Consider the following 14920-nt stretch of genomic DNA (forward strand, 5'->3'; position numbering starts at 1 on the left):
AGAGGTGAAGTTCTATGACAACTGCAGAAGTGGAGATAGGACAGATTGTCAAGTCTAAACAAGGCAGAGATAAGGGTAAGATATATCTAGTGCTTGAAATTGTATCAGGAGACTACGTTCTTCTGGTGGACGGAGATACTAGAAAAATAAACAACCCTAAAAAGAAAAAAATTAAACATTTAATGGTTTATAATTCTAAAATTAATGATATAATAGAAAAGTTGAAGCAAGAAAGCTTGGATGATTTTTTTATAAAAAAATCTTTGGCTCCTTTCAAATCTTGAGAGGGACAAGAAGAACGGGAGGTTCGATTACCTGATGTCTAAAAAAGATGTTATAGAGGTAGAAGGGACCGTAGTTGAAGCTCTTCCAAACACTATGTTTAAAGTAAAGCTTGAAAATGGTCATGAAATATTAGCACATATATCTGGGAAATTAAGAATGAACTTCATCAGAATTTTACCAGGTGATAAAGTTACAATAGAGTTATCTCCCTACGATCTAACTAGGGGCAGGATAACTTGGCGTAACAAGTAGGACGTAAGGAGGGTTTACGATGAAGGTAAGACCATCAGTAAAAAAGATATGTGAAAAATGTCAGGTTATCAAGAGAAAAGGTAAAGTAATGGTTATCTGTGAGAACCCAAGACATAAGCAGAAACAAGGATAAATTTTAATTCGTTTAAACGCGGCTGTTAAAATAAATATTTATTAAGAAATAAGCAGGAGGTGCAACTTAATGGCTAGAATTGCTGGCGTAGACTTACCTAGAGAGAAGAGGGTAGAGATAGGACTTACTTATATATACGGTATAGGAAGAACTAGATCAAACGAGATACTAGAAAAAACAGGTATCAGCCCGATGACTAGAGTAAGGGATTTAACTGAGACTGAAGTTAATGATTTAAGAAGCGTAATAGACACTTATATGGTTGAGGGAGACTTGAGAAGAGAGGTTGCCTTAAACATAAAGAGACTAAGAGAGATAGGAAGTCTTAGAGGATACAGACATAGAAGAGGACTACCAGTTAGAGGACAGAACACTAAGAACAACGCAAGAACTAGAAAAGGTCCTAAGAGATTAGTAAGCAAGGGTAAAAAGAAATAAGTTATAAAGGAGGGAATTTGATTGGCTAAAAAAGGTGTTAAGACACGTGTTAAGAGAAGAGAGCGTAAGAATATAGAAAGAGGACAAGCTCATATACAGTCTACTTTTAATAACACTATGGTTACTTTGACTGATACAAAAGGAAATGTAATTTCATGGGCGAGTGCAGGACAACTAGGATTCAGAGGATCTAGAAAATCTACTCCTTTCGCTGCTCAGATGGCTGCTGAAGAAGCTGCTAAGAAAGCTATGGAGCACGGACTAAAGAGCGTAGAGGTATATGTAAAGGGACCTGGATCAGGTAGAGAAGCGGCTATAAGATCGCTACAGGCTTCAGGACTAGAAGTGAGCCTAATAAAAGACAATACTCCAATACCACATAACGGTTGTAGACCGCCAAAGCGTAGAAGAGTTTAATAGAAAAACAGGAGGTGCAGAAAAAGGATGGCAAGATATACGGGACCAGTATGTAGACTTTGTCGTAGAGAGGGACAAAAGCTATACTTAAAGAGTGATAAATGTTATACAGATAAATGTCCAATGAACACTAGAAACTATGCTCCAGGGCAACATGGACAAGCTAGAACTAAGAAACTTTCTGAGTACGGAGTACAGTTAAGAGAAAAGCAGAAAGTGCGTAGATACTACGGAATACTTGAAAAGCCTATGCTTAAGTATTTCCTAATGGCAGATAAGATGCAGGGAATAACAGGTGAAAACCTACTTAAAGTACTAGAGTCAAGACTAGACAACGTAGTTTTCAGAATGGGACTTGCTTCTTCAAGAATAGAAGCTAGACAGCTTGTAGTTCACGGACATTTCCTAGTGAATGGAAAGAAAGTAGATATACCTTCTTACCTGACTAGCGTTGGAGATGTTATAGAAGTTAAGGAAAAGAGCAAGAAGTCTCCTAAGTTCAAGCATATACAAGAGAACAGTCAAGGAAATACTCCTTCATGGGTAGAATCTGACATGGAGAACCTAAGCGGTAAAATAGTTGCTGAGTCTACAAGAGAAGATATAGATCTTCCAATAGAAGAGCACCTTATAGTCGAGCTTTACTCTAAGAACAAGTAGAGCGAGATATCGTAGGATTAGTACCCTCGTAATAAAAAATATGGTTACCAAGGAGGGTTGAGTATAATGATAGAGATAGAAAAACCAAGAATAGATATAGTTGAAACAAATGAGGATGGAACCTACAGTAAGTTTGTGGTTGAACCTCTAGAGCGAGGATATGGAACGACACTGGGAAACTCTCTTAGAAGAATACTACTGTCGTCTCTTCCAGGAGCAGCGGTTTCTTCTATTAAAATTCAGGGAGTTTTGCATGAATTCTCAACTGTACCAGGTGTATATGAAGATGTATCAGAGATAATACTGAACATAAAAGGTATAGCTGCCAAAGCTTACACAGATGAACCTGTTATGTTGGTGATAGATGCAAAAGGGCCTAAGGAAATAAAAGCCGGAGATATCGTGACCGGACCAGATGTAGAAATCCTAAACAAGGATCTTCACATAGCTACGCTAGAAGATGATGCTGAGCTGTTTATGGAGCTAGAGATGGTTAGGGGAAGAGGATATACTCCAGCTGAGAAGAACAAAAAAGAAGATCAGCCTATAGGGGTTCTTCCTATAGACTCGATATTTACTCCAGTTAAAAAGGTCAACTTTACCGTTGAAGACACTAGAGTAGGACAGTTTACTGATTATGACAAGCTTACGTTAGAAGTGTGGACTGATGGATCTATAAAGCCAGATGAAGCTACTTCGCTAGGAGCGAAAGTGCTCAATGAGCATCTGAACTTGTTTATAGGTCTTACGGACCATGTGAACGACGTGGAGATAATGGTAGAAAAAGAAGAGGACAAGAAAGAAAAAGTCCTTGAAATGACTATCGAAGAACTAGATCTTTCAGTTAGATCTTATAACTGCTTGAAGAGAGCAGGTATAAATACAGTAGAAGAACTTACTCAGAGAAGTGAAGATGATATGATGAAAGTCAGAAATCTTGGAAAAAAATCCCTTGAAGAGGTTCAACACAAGCTTGCAGAATTAGAATTAGGTTTAAGAAAAACTGAAGAATAGTACTTTCTTTAGAAGAGGAGGGATGCATTATGGCAAAACTAAGAAAACTTGGACGTCGTACAGACCACAGAGACGCTATGCTTAGAAACCAGGTTACTAGCCTACTGAAGAACGGAAAGATAACAACTACAGTGACTAGAGCCAAAGAGACAAAGAGAATGGCTGAAAAGATGATAACTCTTGCTAAGAGAGGAGATCTACATGCAAGACGTCAAGTACTAGCTTATGTATATGACGAGACAGTAGTTAAAAACTTATTTGATGAAATAGCTCCTAAGTATGCAGAGAGAAACGGTGGATACACTAGAATCTTGAAAATGGGACCTCGTAGAGGCGACGCTGCAGAGATGGGAATACTAGAGCTAGTTTAAGATATCTACAAGGGATTAAGTTGAACAACTTAGTCCCTTTTGCTAGTTTAGAATAAGGAGAGCTGAGGATTTGGACTACATAGTTGAAATAGAAAACGTGAGTCATGGATACTCTAAAGACAGAGAGCAGCTTGTACTAGACGACTTAAGCCTCAAGGTGAGAAGAGGAGAGTTTCTGGTTGTGCTAGGTCACAACGGCTCAGGCAAGTCTACTCTGGCGAAATTGATAAATGGGATTCTAGTGCCCAGAGAGGGAAGTATAAAAGTGAATGGCATGGACACAGCTGACGAGAATACGATATGGGAGATAAGGCAGACAGCTGGAATGGTCTTCCAAAATCCTGACAACCAGCTTGTGGCTACAGTGGTGGAAGAAGATGTGGCATTCGGGCCTGAAAATCAGGGCATAGAGTCCTCTGAAATCAGAAGAAGAGTGGACGAATCTCTGAAGTCCGTTGACATGTACGAGTACAGAAAGAATGCCCCACATATGCTTTCAGGTGGACAGAAGCAGAGAGTTGCCATAGCAGGAGTTATTGCTATGAAGCCAGACTGCATAATACTGGATGAGCCTACAGCTATGCTAGACCCCTCAGGAAGAAGAGAGGTCATAGATATAGTGAAGAAGCTGAACAGAGAAGAGGGAAAGACTATAATCCATATAACCCACTATATGGACGAGGCCATAGACGCAGACAGAATAGTCGTGATGGAGTCAGGCAAGATAGCTATGGAGGGCACTCCGATAGAAGTATTTGGAGATGTGGAGAAAATAAGAGGCCTTGGGCTGGATGTGCCACAGGTGACAGAGCTTGCCTTTGAACTTGTGAAAGCAGGACTGGACATAGACCCAAAAGTGCTTAGAATAGAAGAGTTGGTGGACCGCATATGAGCATAGTTATAGAAAACCTAGAGTATATATACGGAGAGGGGACTCCCTTCGTCAAAAAAGCCTTAAAGAACATAAACCTTGTGATAGAGAAGGGGAGTTTTTTAGGGCTTATAGGGCATACAGGCTCAGGGAAGTCCACGCTTATACAGCATATAAATGGTCTGCTTAAGCCAAGCGCTGGAAGGATAGCTGTGAACGGCGAATGCATAACTGATGGGAGTGTGAAATTGAAGTCGATCAGGCAGAAGGTGGGACTTGTATTTCAATACCCTGAGCATCAGCTTTTCGAGGAGACCATATACAAGGACATAGCTTTTGGACCTATAAACCTTGGGCTTTCAGAGGAAGAGATATCTAGAAGAGTCGCTAGCGCCATGGAGTCTGTGGGGCTGGACTTTGAAAAGTACAGGGAAAAATCGCCTTTCGACTTGAGCGGAGGACAGAAGCGAAGAGTTGCTATAGCAGGTGTACTGGCTATGGAGCCTGAAGTGCTTATACTGGACGAGCCTACAGCAGGACTTGACCCTAGGGGGAGAGACGAGATACTGGAGAAGATAGTTGAGCTTAGAACTCTAAAGCCTGATATAACCATAGTGCTTGTATCACACAGCATGGAGGACATAGCAGAGCTTGTGGACAGGATAATACTGATGAACGACGGAGAGATAAAGCTTGACGGAACTCCTAGAGAGGTTTTCAGAAACGTGGAGCAGGTGGAAAGCTACGGATTGGCTGTCCCACAGATAACTTACTTTATGAGAGCGCTTAAGGCCAAGTACAGCGGTATAGACGACGAGATATACACCATAGCGGAAGCAAAGCAGGAGATACTGAGAGTCATGGGAGGGAAGACCTATGATTAAGAATATCACTATAGGACAGTACTTCCCAGGAGAGACACTCGTCCACAGAATGGACCCAAGAATAAAGATAATGTCCGTGTTTATCTTTATAATCTCGCTCTTTTTTGTAAATCGATTTATAGCGTATGCACCTTCGGCAATATTATTGCTTGCAGTGATAGCTATATCTAGGATTCCATTTAAGTATATCTTAAAGGGCTTAAAGCCAATATCAGTTCTTATAGCTATAACTTTCTTTATAAACGTATTTATGACTAAAGGCGAAGTGCTCTACAGGCTAGGGCCGCTTACAGCTACTAGAGAGGGGCTCGTGCAAGCAGGGTTTATGGCCATAAGGCTTGTGCTGCTCGTAGTAGGCACGACACTGCTTACGCTCACTACATCTCCTATAGCGCTTACAGATGGGATAGAGAAGCTGCTGAATCCATTCAAGAGGATAGGAGTGCCGGCGCATGAGCTTGCTATGATGATGACCATAGCTCTCAGGTTTATACCTACGCTTTTAGAAGAGGCTGACAAGATAATGAAAGCCCAGATGGCAAGGGGAGCCGACTTTGAAAGTGGAAATGTAGTAAGAAGGGCTAAAAATCTGATTCCACTGCTTGTTCCGCTCTTTATAAGCGCTTTCAGAAGGGCAGACGAGCTTTCGATGGCCATGGAGTCAAGATGCTATAGAGGAGGAGAAAACAGGACAAGAATGAGAGAGCTTGTGCTTGTGAAGACAGACTATATAGCATTTGCATTTGCAGTTGTATACTTTATTTTAATAATAGCTATGAGGTATTTTATATGAGAAACATAAAGCTGACTATAGAGTACGATGGATCCCGTTTCAACGGCTGGCAGAAGCAGTCTGACCAGAGAACTGTCGAAGGAGAGTTAGAGAAAGCTATAAAGCGGACTACAGGCGAAGAGGTAAAGCTTATTGCCTCAGGGAGAACTGATACAGGAGTCCACGCCTACGGGCAGGTGGCCAATTTTTTGACAGGCTGCACTATCCCGGGCGAAAAATTTCTCTACGCTGTAAACGATAGACTTCCTGACGACGTATCTGTCAAAGCTTCGGAGGAGGTTGCAAGGAGCTTCCACTCAAGGTTTAGCGCCCACAGAAAGACTTACAGATATGTATTCTTGAACGAAGATGTCAGAAGCCCTATATACAGAAACTACGCCTACCAAGTTAAGCATGAGCTTGACTTTAAATCTATGAAAAAAGCGATTAAGCATTTTGTAGGGCGTCAAGACTACTCTTCTTTTGTGGCCAACAGAAGCAATAAACAGAAGAACATAAGGACTGTGTACTCCACTAGAATAAGAAAAGACGGTAACTTTATAGAGTTTGAGATAGAGGGCAATGGATTTCTTCACAATATGGTGAGAATAATTGCCGGAACACTCGTAGAGGTAGGGCATGGAAAGCGAAGTCCAGACAGCATCCCAGGTCTTATAGAGTGCAAGGACAGGCATCTTTCTGGACATACTGCTCCAGCCGAAGGGCTTTACCTTTTGAAAGTTTTTTATTAAAAGTATCAGGAGAACACTTGACACACTAGGATGGATGTATTAAAATGGTTTAGTATGTTAGGAAAAGAAAATCCACAGGCCCCGGATTTTTGATCATAACTAAAAGTGCAAAACATTCGCGCCTTGCACAGCTACATATAGGTGCAGGCTTTGATCGAATCTATATAAGGAGGGAAAACAATGAAGAGCTATAATGCAAAACCACAGGAAATAGAAAGAAAATGGTATGTGATAGATGCTAGTGGAAAGACTCTAGGAAGACTTTCAACAGAGATCGCATCTATATTAAGAGGTAAGCGTAAACCGATATACACTCCTCATGTTGACACAGGAGATTATGTTATAGTTATAAATGCTGAGAACATAGTTTTAACTGGAAAGAAACTGGAGCAGAAGTACTACAAGTACCACACAGGATACGCTGGAGGACTTAGAGAGGTTAGATATGACGTACTTATGGACAAGAACCCAGAGAAGATCATATCACTAGCAGTTAAGGGAATGCTTCCTAAGAACAGCTTAGGAAGACAAATGTTCAAGAAATTGAAGGTTTATCGTGGAAGCGAGCACAACCACGAAGCTCAAAAGCCTGAAGTTTACGAAGCATAGTTCAGGAAGGGAGGAATAATAATGGCTAAAGTTCAATATTACGGAACTGGAAGAAGAAAGACATCGGTAGCTAGAGTAAGACTACTACCTGGATCAGGAAATATAACAGTAAACAAGAGAAGCTTAGAGGAGTACTTTGACTACGAGACTCTAAGAGTAGTGGCAAAAGAGCCGCTTACTATAACTGAGAACCTAGACAAGTACGACGTAATAGTTACAGTAAAAGGTGGAGGATTCACTGGACAAGCTGGAGCTATAAGACACGGACTTTCAAGAGCTCTACTAAAGGCAGACGCTGAGTTAAGACCAACGCTTAAGGCAGCAGGCTTCCTTACTAGAGATGCTAGAATGGTTGAGAGAAAGAAATACGGTCTTAAAAAAGCAAGAAGAGCGCCTCAATTCTCAAAGAGATAATTACAAAAAACACTGGATATCCAGTGTTTTTTTTATACGGAATATCTGCTGGAGGACAAAAATGAAGATAAGAGAAAGAGTAAAGTACAGAGAGATTGGGATGTTGCTTATTGTGCTTTTTATAGCACTGGGCCTTGTTACGGGAAGGACAGGCTATCTAGATAGCTTTGACAAATCTATACTGGGGTATGTCCAAAGCGGAGACAGCAAAGTGGCCTTTACTATAGCCAGATCTTTGGGTATAGCAGGTTCGGCAGCAGGCTATGTCTTGATAGGAGTTTACCTTCTATTCAAAGCTGCAGACAGGAAAAACTATTTGGACTTCAAGCTATACGCCACATCTGCGCTTTTGAATACAGCGTTCAATCAGGCTTTTAAGCTATTCTACGAGCGAGTAAGACCGTTAGACTTCTCCAGGATAGAGGTTTCGGGGTATAGCTTTCCAAGCGGACACTCAATGGCTGCGATGGGGGTAGGGCTTACGCTGGCCTATATAGCCTCAAAGCGGAATAGAAGAGCGAAGAAGAAGTACTATGCAGCAAGTATAGTCGTTGCACTTTTGGTGGGATGGAGCAGGATGTATCTCGGAGTGCATTGGCCTACAGACATATTGGCAGGGTATTTAGGTGGCGCAATAGTCTTTCTGCTGTCTATAAATATGGAGTTTAAAAAGAAATAAAGATCCGCCTCAGCGAATCTTTATTTTTTTATGTTCAAGCCTGTATTCAATTGTCTTGTTGAGCAGCTTTCTGATCACAGAGGCGGCAGGCACGGCCAGGAGCATTCCCATTATTCCGAAGAGCCCACCTGAGATCAATATGGTGGTCATGGTCCAGAAAGTCGAAAGCCCAACCTTGCCACCCAGAATTTTAGGGCCTAAGTACAGTCCGTCGAACTGCTGTAGCAGTATGGCCAAGATGGATATTTGAATGGCCAGATCTGGCATATAGACGATAGATATTACAGAGACTGCAATGATTCCAACTAGAGGCCCAAAGTAAGGGACTATGTTTGTGACTCCGAATATGGTGCTCATCAGAAGTACGAAGTCTGCTCCCATAAGCTTTATGGGCACAAAGAACAGAACAGCCATAATGGCAGAGTCGATTATCTTGCCGACTATAAACCTAGAGAACACATTGTTCAAGTCAGTGAGAAAATTGACTATGCTAGTTGCCTCATCTCCTTCAAGAAAGGCGTAAAGAAGTTTCTTTCCAAGAGAGGCAAATCTGTACTTGTCTTTTATCATGTAAATGGATATCACAAGGCCGATCACTAGATTGGTTATAAGCCCTGTAATACCGAAAGCCAAGGACAGTAGCTTCTCTATATTTAGAGAGGTGAAAGATAGTCCCTTCTCTAAAAAGACATCGAGCTGAAACAACATAGACAAAAGTAGCTTGTCTAAAAGAGGATTATCCATGTTGCCAAGTAAATTCTCTCGAAGGCCTGAAACCAGAAGTCTGAGTGACTTTGGAAGGTCTAAGAGAAGGTTGTTTATGCTCATCAGTAGCTTGGGAGAAGCTTTTGTGAAGAACAGATAAAGCCCAAGCAAAAGTGCCGAGTAGACAATCAAGATAGAAATACTTTTTTTAAAATTCAATCGCATCTCTAAATAATGTATAATTGGATTTAGTATATAAGCTATTATAAATCCATATACAAATGGCATCAGTATCTTGGATACTGTTGCGAAAAAATCTGATTGATGAAGGTCTTTTACTAAAATAAGAAACAGCAGTAAAACAACGGTTAAGCTAAAGTAGTTTAGTTTTCTTCTAATCATATTGGATCTCCTATGTTTTCGTTAATACAATTATATCATTAAAACTGGTATTTAGATTAATTAAGCTTTAATTAAATAAAAAGAGGTGGAGAAATGACAGTGCAGATAAAACCATATAAGAAAAACTTTGAATATGGATACAGCTTTGGAGTGTTCCCGACTATGGAGCTGCTGGAGAATAGGCCAGAAGACGTAATAAAGATAATGGTTATGGAAAAGGGATTGGAGAATGAAGGAGTCCAGAAGATAATAGAAAAGTGCAGGCGAGAAGGCATAGCGGTGGAAATAGCCGACAAGGCCATAAATCGCATAAGCAAGAAAGAGAACAACTACACTGTAGGGGTGTTCAGAAAGTACACTGAGCATATAGTGCCTGGAAATCACTTGGTGCTTGTAAATCCAAGCGATATGGGGAACATGGGCACTATAATAAGGACAGCCCTTGGCTTCAAGGTGCAAGACCTGGCCATAATAAGGCCTGGAGTAGATATATTCGACCCCAAGGTGGTGAGGTCATCTATGGGAGCTATCTTCAAAATAAGATGTGAGTACTTCGACTCTTTCGAGGACTATCAAGATGCATTTCCAGAAAACAATATATACACTTTTATGTTAAACGCAGACTACACACTGGCGGATGCAAAGGAGATAAAGTCGGAGCCGTATTCCCTTGTGTTCGGAAACGAGGGAAGCGGGCTGGATGAAAGCTACTTCAGCGGATTAGGCAAAAGCATAAAGATAGAGCAGAGCAGCCTTATAGATTCGCTAAACCTATCTATAGCAGTGGGTATAGCGCTATATGAATTCAACAGATAACTACTATTTAAAGAAATTATTTAAAACTAGAAGTTGATAGAAGAATCTGATTTGACCAAATACAATTCAAACCCTATAATTTACTAGGAATTTAAAAATTATAGGGAGGGTTTTAATATGAAAAGAAGGATAGCTTCAATAATAGGTGTTCTAGCGCTTTCAGCACTTGTATTTACAGGTTGCGGAGAGGACAGCACAGTGTCAAAAGTGGGAACAGCTCCAGATGGAAGTGAAGTGGCTATAGAGAAGGCTACCATAAAGTACATGGATGACACTGTCAAAGGTGGATACAAGACTGTTTCTACAGAAGAACTAAACAAATGGGTAGAGGACAATAAAGATATGGTGATAATAGACACTATGCCATCAGACAACTTTTCGAAAGGGCATATCCCAGGAGCAGTGAATGCAGAGCTTCCTAAGACTGGAATGGCTGATGCAACTGACGAGCAGAAAGAAGCTTTTATAAAACTACTCGGATCAGATAAAAGCAAAACTGTAGTTGTATACTGCGGGTTTGTTGGATGTGCTAGAAGTGATGTAGGAGCAGTGCTGGCTAAAGAAGCTGGATTTGAGGAAGTATACAGAGTTCCAGGCGGAGGAGTGGCTTGGCAAGAAGCTGGATATGAAGTTGAAAAGTAGATTTTTCAAAGCACTGTCTTTTATGGCTTTAGCTACGGTGCTGGCAACTGCTGGATGCTCTGCACTGGGTAATTCCTTTGTAGAAAAGGAAGTCAACCCCAAGGTAGACGTTATGGGAGTAAAGCTCTACATGGAAGAGGAAGAAGTAGAAAAGGCTGTAGGAGTCAAAGGTGAAAAAGCAATGTGTATAAATGGATATGAGTATGGATATATAGAAGAAAATCTAAACATAGGATTCAACATCGACACGGATGAAGTCAGACGGATCACAACTAAGAATCCTGAAACAAGCATATATGGGATGCATCCTGGAATATCACTGGAAAAAGCCTACGAGATTATAGAGTCCGAGGGATTTGAAAAGTATCAGGACGATAAATACAAGTTTGTCAAGGAGGATATAATACTCAGCGTAATATCCATGAAGGGCTCTCTTGCCGATGGAATATCGATAGAGATAAAGCCGTAGAGGATCATATATAATAAAAAAAGTTCCTATATTTTTAGGAACTTTTTTTATTATATATGATAAAATAAGGGTTAGGAATAAAGCACAGAGGGAGTTTTAGAAGGTGATCAAGAACTTTAGGATTATATCAATAGTTTTAATTCTCTTAGCTTTGGGATCAGGTGCAGCCTGGGGAGAGACAGAGAGCACCTCGAATAGAGAGGTTGTGCTGCAGCTAAGATGGAACCATCAGTTTCAATTTGCAGGTTACTACGCGGCAAAAGAGCTAGGCTACTACGAAGACGAAGGTCTGGATGTGGAAATCAGATCGGGAAGCGGAGGAGAAGGCCAGACTCAGTTTGCCCCAGACGAGGTGATAAAGGGCAGAGCCGAGTTCGGAGTGGGATCTTCGGACATAATACTGGCCAATGATGAAAGAGAAGAGCTTATGCTTGTATCGTCGTTTTTTCAAAAGAGTCCTGTCAGATACTATATGTTAGACACAGAAGAGTACAGCAATCTGGCCAATCTAGCTGATAAAAAGGTGGGGATCAGAGAAGAGGATTTGCTCAGCATAGAGTTCAAATCCATGCTGAGAGTAGAAGGTGTGAACTTGAACAGAATACCTCTTATAGACAAGTATTCGGTGTTCGAGCTAGAAGACCTGACTACAGGAAAGTACGATTTGATACCAGGCTATACAGGGGGCGTGATAGATTACTACGCCTACAAAGAGGGAGTGAAACTAAAGGAGATAAGAGCGATAGACTACGGCATAGACTTCTATGGTGACTCTCTTTTCACGACCAAGAAGCTTGCGACAGAAGACCCTGAGCTGGTTGAAAAGTTTAGACGAGCTAGCATAAAGGGATGGAAGTATGCGCTTGAAAATCCAGAAAAAACTATAGATATAATATTGGAAAACTACGACAATCCAGAGCATAAGAGCAAGTCGGATTTCAGGGAGTACAATGAGTTTCAATCTGAAAAAATAAGAGATCTTATGCTTTATCCTGTGGTTGAAATAGGGAATATAAATCCTTATAGATGGGATGAAATGGGCAGTACCCTGTATCAGTTCGGAATAATAAAAAATGAATTCAATGCGGAGAAAACCATATTCAACTATGAGGAGATAGCCAGAGGACAGGAAAAAGACTCGCTAAATCAATTTATACAGTTTATAATGGTGGGGTTTCTGTTTTCTGTAGTAATTTTCTTTATAAACTTGAGCTCTAAAAACACCGACTTGGAAATAGAGATAGCTGAAAGAGAAGAGGCTGAGAAGAGGCTGAAAAAAGAGAGAGATAGATATGAAATACTCTTCAACAGCTCCATAATAGGCATAGTGCTTACAAGACGAACAGGGGAGATAGTGCAGTGCAATAAGAAGTGGCTTGAAATGACTGGCTACGATGAAGGCGAGCTGGTAGGCAGGTCTATGAAGACCATAATAAGCCCGGAGGAGAATGAAGTGCCAAATGAGCTTATAAACAAGCTGATAGATGGCGAATTGACGGAGTACGAGGTGGAGCAGAAGTATACAAAGAAAGACGGGGGATATCTTTGGGGGAATCTGTTTATGGTGGCGATGGATGACAGCGAAACAGATGAAAAGATATATCTCAATATGGTAGCTGACATAACTACAAAAAAAATGATGGAAGAGTCCGTAGACAGGGCCGAAGCTAGATTCAGAGATATAGTGAACGAGGTAGCGGCCGAGATAAACGTCCCGATAGACTTTGAGACGAAAAAAATAGACGACAAGACAAAGATGCTTTCAAAGCTAGAGGAGATAAATCTAGAGCTTGAAAAGATGTTTAAAAACGAATTAGACGAGAACAGAAAGAAGGAAGTGCTCATAATACACCAGGCAAAGCTTGCAGCCATGGGGGAGATGATAGGGAACATAGCTCACCAGTGGAGGCAGCCACTCAACAGCTTGGCGCTGGTGCTTTCAAACCTAGAGGATGCCTTTGTACACGCAGAGTTGGAGCAGGAGTACTTCGACACATGTATAGAGAGGTCTAGAAGGCTTATAAATCAGATGTCCAACACTATAGACGACTTCAGGTACTTCTTCAATCCAGCGAGCGAGAAAGAGAAGTTTTCACCATGTGAAAGTATAAATTCGATACTCTACTTGCTAGACGAGAAGTTCAGATTCAACGATATAAGTGTCATGTTCTCGGATTGCGACAGAAATCTAAGTGCGTATGGATATAACAATCATTATTCACAGGCACTCTTTAACGTCATAAGCAACTCGGCGGATGCACTTGCAGATGTGGACAGCCCTGACAAGAGAATAGAGATAAGGGTGTACGAGAAAGGTAGCGACCTAGTCTGCGAGATAGAGGACAATGCAGGCGGAATAGACGAGGATATAATAGATAAGGTGTTTGAGATGTACTTCACAACTAAGCCTGGTAAGAAGGGTACGGGGCTTGGACTGTATATCACCAAGACCATAATAGAGAACAACCTGAATGGAAAGGTGAACTGTGAAAATACTAAAAACGGTCTTATGACCAAGATAAGAATTCCCAAAGAAAGCGAGGACAGTGACGATGAATAGGAAAGAAGAGGAAAATATACTTTCAAATATAACATTGCTATTCGTGGAAGACGAAGAGATTGCAAGGCTAGAACTTTCGAAATACTTGAAGCGAAGAGTAGGACGACTGATTGTGGGAAAAGACGGGGTGGAAGGCCTCGAGCTTTTGAAAAAATACAACCCAGACATGGTCGTGACAGACTTGAAAATGCCTGGGAAGACAGGGCTTGAAATGCTTAAAGAGGCTAGAGAAAACGGCTATGATGGTGGAGTCATAATAAATTCGGCTCTTTCAGATAGCGAGACTATACTCGAGGCTGTGGACCTTGGAATAGTGAAGTATATAGTAAAGCCTGTAGACACTAACAAGCTGCTAGAAGCTATGAACGAGCTGGCACTTCATATAATGAAGCAGAAAACAGGAAAAGTCATAATTGAAGACAAGTATATACTGAACAGAGACGAGAAAAAAGAGCTAGAGGACGAGATAAAGAGCAAGGTAGCTTTTTTTATAAAAAAATACACCGGCAAAGGACCTAAAAATATAAGGGTGTTTATACAGGGGAAGGACATAAACGTGGAAGCAGAGGAAACGCTCACAGCTTTTGAGAGCAGCATAGTCAAAAGCAACAAGAATCACTCGCTTGTAGACTACAACAGAAAGATATTCTACTCAGAGCTGAAGAGAGAGTTTGAAAAGATGATACAAGAGTCTACAGACTTGAATGTCAGGATGATAGAGGCAGAGCCTAACTCTAAAAAAAATGTGGATTATATAAAATTCTCTTTTGTATAA

General features: G+C 40.9%; 21 protein-coding genes. 20 read left to right on the forward strand and 1 reads right to left on the reverse strand.

Annotated elements, in window-relative coordinates:
• Window positions 1-14: 14 nt before the first annotated feature.
• The 15 genes from EUAN_RS04895 to EUAN_RS04965 all read left to right on the forward strand — a co-directional run bounded on the left by EUAN_RS04895 (window position 15) and on the right by EUAN_RS04965 (window position 8551).
• Window positions 15-284 (forward strand): KOW domain-containing RNA-binding protein, encoded by a 270-nt coding sequence (locus tag EUAN_RS04895; protein WP_071062319.1) that lies wholly within the window; start codon window positions 15-17, stop codon window positions 282-284.
• 34 nt (window positions 285-318) lie between these two features.
• Window positions 319-537 (forward strand): translation initiation factor IF-1, encoded by a 219-nt coding sequence (gene infA / locus EUAN_RS04900; protein ID WP_071062321.1) that lies wholly within the window; start codon window positions 319-321, stop codon window positions 535-537.
• 19 nt (window positions 538-556) lie between these two features.
• On the forward strand, window positions 557-670 hold the full coding sequence (gene rpmJ, locus EUAN_RS04905) for a 50S ribosomal protein L36 (RefSeq protein WP_071062323.1): 114 nt from the start codon (window positions 557-559) through the stop codon (window positions 668-670).
• Window positions 671-739: 69 nt separating this feature from the next.
• Window positions 740-1108 (forward strand): 30S ribosomal protein S13, encoded by a 369-nt coding sequence (rpsM, locus tag EUAN_RS04910; protein ID WP_071062326.1) that lies wholly within the window; start codon window positions 740-742, stop codon window positions 1106-1108.
• Window positions 1109-1129: 21 nt separating this feature from the next.
• Window positions 1130-1525, forward strand: a complete 396-nt coding sequence (gene rpsK / locus EUAN_RS04915; protein WP_071062328.1) for a 30S ribosomal protein S11 — start codon at window positions 1130-1132, stop codon at window positions 1523-1525.
• A 27-nt stretch (window positions 1526-1552) separates the two neighbouring features.
• On the forward strand, window positions 1553-2185 hold the full coding sequence (gene rpsD, locus EUAN_RS04920; protein ID WP_071062330.1) for a 30S ribosomal protein S4: 633 nt from the start codon (window positions 1553-1555) through the stop codon (window positions 2183-2185).
• Between the two features lie 66 nt (window positions 2186-2251).
• Entirely contained in the window at window positions 2252-3199 is a 948-nt protein-coding gene (locus tag EUAN_RS04925; protein ID WP_071062333.1) for a DNA-directed RNA polymerase subunit alpha, read from the forward strand.
• Between the two features lie 29 nt (window positions 3200-3228).
• The gene (gene rplQ / locus EUAN_RS04930) at window positions 3229-3570 is read left to right on the forward strand and encodes a 50S ribosomal protein L17 (RefSeq protein ID WP_071062335.1); all 342 of its coding nucleotides are present in this window, start codon (window positions 3229-3231) and stop codon (window positions 3568-3570) included.
• Between the two features lie 79 nt (window positions 3571-3649).
• Window positions 3650-4462, forward strand: coding sequence for an energy-coupling factor transporter ATPase (locus EUAN_RS04935; RefSeq protein WP_084655768.1), 813 nt, complete (start codon window positions 3650-3652; stop codon window positions 4460-4462).
• Complete coding sequence (locus tag EUAN_RS04940) at window positions 4459-5325, forward strand: energy-coupling factor transporter ATPase (RefSeq protein WP_071062339.1); 867 nt, start codon at window positions 4459-4461, stop codon at window positions 5323-5325. The genes EUAN_RS04935 and EUAN_RS04940 overlap by 4 nt, the downstream gene beginning before the upstream one ends.
• Window positions 5318-6118 carry an energy-coupling factor transporter transmembrane component T family protein gene (locus tag EUAN_RS04945; RefSeq protein ID WP_071062341.1) on the forward strand — a complete coding sequence of 267 codons (801 nt, stop codon included), beginning with the start codon at window positions 5318-5320 and terminating at the stop codon, window positions 6116-6118. Before EUAN_RS04940 ends, EUAN_RS04945 begins: the two co-directional genes overlap by 8 nt.
• Window positions 6115-6849, forward strand: a complete 735-nt coding sequence (gene truA / locus EUAN_RS04950; protein ID WP_071062343.1) for a tRNA pseudouridine(38-40) synthase TruA — start codon at window positions 6115-6117, stop codon at window positions 6847-6849. Before EUAN_RS04945 ends, truA begins: the two co-directional genes overlap by 4 nt.
• Window positions 6850-7029: 180 nt before the next feature.
• A complete protein-coding gene (gene rplM, locus EUAN_RS04955; protein WP_071062345.1) occupies window positions 7030-7458 on the forward strand; it encodes a 50S ribosomal protein L13 in 429 nt (142 codons plus the stop codon).
• Between the two features lie 21 nt (window positions 7459-7479).
• On the forward strand, window positions 7480-7872 hold the full coding sequence (rpsI, locus tag EUAN_RS04960) for a 30S ribosomal protein S9 (RefSeq protein ID WP_071062347.1): 393 nt from the start codon (window positions 7480-7482) through the stop codon (window positions 7870-7872).
• Window positions 7873-7933: 61 nt separating this feature from the next.
• Window positions 7934-8551: a phosphatase PAP2 family protein gene (locus EUAN_RS04965; RefSeq protein WP_071062349.1), complete on the forward strand. Its 618-nt coding sequence runs from the start codon at window positions 7934-7936 to the stop codon at window positions 8549-8551.
• A gap of 9 nt (window positions 8552-8560) precedes the next feature.
• Here the strand turns inward: EUAN_RS04965 and EUAN_RS04970 are convergent, their stop codons facing one another.
• A complete protein-coding gene (locus tag EUAN_RS04970; RefSeq protein WP_071062352.1) occupies window positions 8561-9658 on the reverse strand; it encodes an AI-2E family transporter in 1098 nt (365 codons plus the stop codon).
• 93 nt (window positions 9659-9751) lie between these two features.
• Between EUAN_RS04970 and EUAN_RS04975 the strand changes: the two genes are divergently transcribed.
• The 5 genes from EUAN_RS04975 (at window position 9752) to EUAN_RS04995 (ending at window position 14920) form a co-directional block, all read left to right on the forward strand.
• Window positions 9752-10474, forward strand: a complete 723-nt coding sequence (locus EUAN_RS04975; protein ID WP_084655730.1) for a TrmH family RNA methyltransferase — start codon at window positions 9752-9754, stop codon at window positions 10472-10474.
• Window positions 10475-10591: 117 nt separating this feature from the next.
• A complete protein-coding gene (locus EUAN_RS04980; protein WP_071062354.1) occupies window positions 10592-11116 on the forward strand; it encodes a rhodanese-like domain-containing protein in 525 nt (174 codons plus the stop codon).
• Window positions 11046-11585 carry a hypothetical protein gene (locus EUAN_RS04985; protein WP_143000707.1) on the forward strand — a complete coding sequence of 180 codons (540 nt, stop codon included), beginning with the start codon at window positions 11046-11048 and terminating at the stop codon, window positions 11583-11585. Before EUAN_RS04980 ends, EUAN_RS04985 begins: the two co-directional genes overlap by 71 nt.
• 103 nt (window positions 11586-11688) lie before the next feature.
• Complete coding sequence (locus tag EUAN_RS04990) at window positions 11689-14145, forward strand: ABC transporter substrate-binding protein (RefSeq protein WP_071062357.1); 2457 nt, start codon at window positions 11689-11691, stop codon at window positions 14143-14145.
• Window positions 14138-14920 carry a Na-translocating system protein MpsC family protein gene (locus tag EUAN_RS04995; protein ID WP_071062359.1) on the forward strand — a complete coding sequence of 261 codons (783 nt, stop codon included), beginning with the start codon at window positions 14138-14140 and terminating at the stop codon, window positions 14918-14920. Before EUAN_RS04990 ends, EUAN_RS04995 begins: the two co-directional genes overlap by 8 nt.

It is taken from the genome of Andreesenia angusta, assembly GCF_001855385.1.
GTDB classification, from domain to species: domain Bacteria; phylum Bacillota; class Clostridia; order Tissierellales; family Gottschalkiaceae; genus Andreesenia; species Andreesenia angusta.